The organism is Moorena sp. SIO2C4, from assembly GCF_010672485.1.
Lineage (GTDB): Bacteria > Cyanobacteriota > Cyanobacteriia > Cyanobacteriales > Coleofasciculaceae > Moorena > Moorena producens.
In genome coordinates, this window is the sequence record NZ_JAAHGN010000802.1 from 1 (window position 1) to 3,562 (window position 3,562).

At 40.0% G+C, this 3,562-nt stretch carries 2 protein-coding genes and 1 pseudogene; all 3 read left to right on the plus strand.

What is annotated here, in order from left to right:
- Positions 1–126, plus strand: a pseudogene (locus F6K20_RS29340) (sigma factor-like helix-turn-helix DNA-binding protein); the annotation flags it as partial.
- A 241-nt stretch (positions 127–367) separates the two neighbouring features.
- Positions 368–1,918 (plus strand): hypothetical protein, encoded by a 1,551-nt coding sequence (locus tag F6K20_RS29345; protein ID WP_287297048.1) that lies wholly within the window; start codon positions 368–370, stop codon positions 1,916–1,918.
- 496 nt (positions 1,919–2,414) lie between these two features.
- Positions 2,415–3,521: a TRAP transporter substrate-binding protein gene (locus F6K20_RS29350; protein WP_287297049.1), complete on the plus strand. Its 1,107-nt coding sequence runs from the start codon at positions 2,415–2,417 to the stop codon at positions 3,519–3,521.
- Positions 3,522–3,562: the final 41 nt, after the last annotated feature.

Genomic DNA, 3,562 nt, shown 5'->3' on the forward strand with positions numbered 1-3,562 from the left:
GAGCTGTCTCTGGCTAAAGTTGGTAAGCGACTTAACCTCAGTCGTGAACGGGTACGCCAGTTAGAACATCAAGCCTTAGCACAGCTACGGCGTCGCCATGCTAATTTCCGGGAGTACATCGCTAGCTTATTGGGATCTTCAACAATTTGGCGATATTGTAGATTCAGGCTAGGGAATGATAAACTAATTGGTAAGCACTAGGGTTTTTATTGTTTAGCCTTGCCAAATCTTGTCACATCACACTATTTTACAATTATAACTTCTTTTATAGTAACTTACTACAAGTATAAATTATCACCCACACAATAACCAATCAAGCTCCTTGCTAAAACTCAATAGGAATACAGAAAGTTTGTGCCAGAGTTAATTGGTTTTATTTACACTCACTATTCTGAAATTGTGGGTTATAACCAGAAGTGTTGATTCTTATAAATTAGACCCAAAAAACTATATTGGTGTTAACCAAAAACAATTTTTAATAATGACAGACCTAGCAAACTCATCTAATTTAGCTAATAGACCACAAGATGTAACTGTAGAAATAGAAAGAATTGAAGCAAGTTTGATTGATTTCTTGGAAGAACAGGGCTTGCCAAATCAGTCTGTACTCGTTTCAATAGATGAGCGTACAGCCGTGTTTAGGAACATCACGAGCGTACTGACAAAGATTGATAATGAGCAAAAGGCACGCTCTATATACATATCCAAGTTCATTGCAGCCGTAGCTTCTGGATTGTTTGATGCGGCGCTAAATTACTTGTGGAACGAAACAATTGTAGAGCTAAGGAACCGCGTATCCCAATACGACCTTTCATATTTTTATGACAATGTATTATCTCCTGAAAAGCGCAAAAAAATTAACAATGAAAGTCACTTAAATCAAGTATCTGATAGCGAACTGATTGAAGGTGCTAGAAAAATAGGTCTAATTTCAGATCTAGGATTCCAGCATTTGGACTATGTCCGATATATGCGAAACTGGGTCAGCGCAGCTCATCCTAACCAAAATGATATTACTGGCTTACAACTTATTGCCTGGTTAGAAACCTGTGTAAAAGAAGTTATTTCTTTACCCTTACCTAATAGTGCTGTAGAAATCAAGCGATTATTGAGCAACATCAAGAAGAATAATATTTCAGAGACAGAAGCTAAACAAATAGCATCATTTTTCTTGGAGCTTACTCCTGAACAAGCCAACAATCTAGGCTCTGGATTTTTTGGTATCTATACTCACGACGACACTACTTCACAGACACGAGATAACATACATAAACTTTTGCCTCGCTTATGGGGGAGAGTTGACGAGACAACACGTAACCAATTTGGCGTTAAATACGGTAAATTTATTGCTAATAATGACCAAATACAAGCGGATCGTTCTCGCCAATTCCTTGAGGTAGTTTCAGGCATTTATTACATACCTGATGGTCTGCGAGCGGCTGATATAGATACAGCAGTAGATAATCTACTTGATGCTCATCGCGGGTTCAACAACTTTTATAGTGAACCGCCATTTGCACGACAACTTCAAAGAATTATCGGCGATCAAGGCAGTGTGCCCACTCAAGTAAAAGAAAAGTACACTTTAGCATTAGTAGAAGTCTTTATGACCAATGGAAATGGAGTATCTGATAACGCGCTTCCCGTCTATGAAGTATTAATTAATCAGTTTGATGAATCCCAAGCACTAACGACTGTTTTGTCTTTTGAAAAGCCACAAATTTATAAGAAACTTCAACACGAGCTATGTCAAAAAAAATATCGTGAGCTTTTGGAACTTATGAAGACCAAAGTTTCTGCTGGTGCTGTGAAAGAATTAATTGATGAAATAGACAATTACGAAGGTCCACTTAATAAATTAAAGAGTCAATCTGACTTCCAGAAAAAACTTGAGGACTTAAAGAAAATAATTGGATAATGTGTGGCTTACTTTAGTCCCGTAGGTCAATCACTGTGTTATCTAGCAGTTCTTAATTCGGTGAGGTACTTTCGTACTGGGTTTTAGGGAGCTTCGGAGTTGGGAACTTCGGAGTTGGGATAAGAATGTAGGGAGTGGTAAAAAATCCTGTGTATCTCACTCGTGATCAGAATTACTATGATCTTGTTAAACTATTCTTAATCACTTTAGTTTAATTAGATTCAGTTGTCGTCAAGTCAAAAACTACCAATAAAGTTCCCCACAGAAAAAACAATAATGAGTATTTTTACTTAAAAACCTTCTGGAAATCTCTTTGCTGCTTCCGTGTTCTGTAAATACTACATTTTGAAGTGCGGAATGTGGATTAAAACTAGGTTTATTGTTACAATTCAAAGGGTTAAATCGCTGTAATTACCTTCAATAATAGGGTTTGGGGCGTAAGTGCTAAACTTGATAGAATTTGCGCGAAAGATGACCAATTCTTGAATCAACAACCATGAAACGCCGAAAATTTTTTAGTAACGCTGCGCTTGGTGCAGCCAGTACAGCTGCCTTAGCGGCCTGTAATCAAGCTAGTACAGGACCAGTTGCTCAATCCGGCAGTCAGCCTATAGTTCGATGGAAAATGGTCACCAGCTGGCCAAAATCCCTAGATACTATCTACGGAGGAGCTGATACTGTCTGTAAGCAGGTCAGTGCAATGACCAATGGGCGTTTCCAGATTACCCCCTTTGCGGCTGGTGAAATTGTACCAGGATTAGAGGTTCTCGATGCCGTCCAACAGGGAACCGTTGAGTGTGGTCATACTGCTAGTTACTACTACGTTGGCAAAAATCCAGCCCTAGCATTCGGCACTAGTGTACCCTTTGGTCTAACCGCTCCACAACAAAATGCTTGGTTGTACCACGGTGGTGGCTTGGAATTGCTCCAGGAACTCTATGCTGACTTTGGCGTGATTAATTTTCCAGCGGGTAACACCAGTGCTCAGATGGGAGGTTGGTTCAAGAAACAAATTAATTCTGTAGCTGACCTGAAGGGATTAAAAATGCGTATCCCTGGATTGGGAGGTAAAGTGATGGAGCGCTTGGGGGTGAATGTCCAAGTATTACCTGGGGGTGAAATTTTCCTTGCCCTAGACCGGGGAGCTATTGATGCTGCTGAATGGGTTGGTCCCTATGATGATGAGAAGCTGGGCTTGTACAAAGCAGCTAAGTTCTATTATTATCCAGGCTGGTGGGAACCCGGACCAACCCTAGAGGTACAGGTTAATAAAAAAGCTTGGGATAAGTTGCCCAAGGAGTATCAGGAAATCTTTAAAGATGCCGCCAGGTACGCCAATATAAATATGGCAGCTCAGTATGATGCTTTGAATGGAGGGGCATTGGAACGCTTGATTAAAGCAGGTACTAAGCTAACTCCTTACTCTCAAGACATTTTGCAGGCGGCTGAGAAAGCATCATTCGATTTATTTGAAGAAGATGCTAGCAAAGATGCCAAGTTTAAGAAAGTTTATGAACAGTGGAAGGGGTTTCGCAATCAAGTTTACAAGTGGCATGGCACAAATGAATTGAGTTTTGCTAATTTCGCCTTTTCTCGGACCTAGAGCACTATCGCCATCGTAAATTATCTTTTAACTGCTAATCT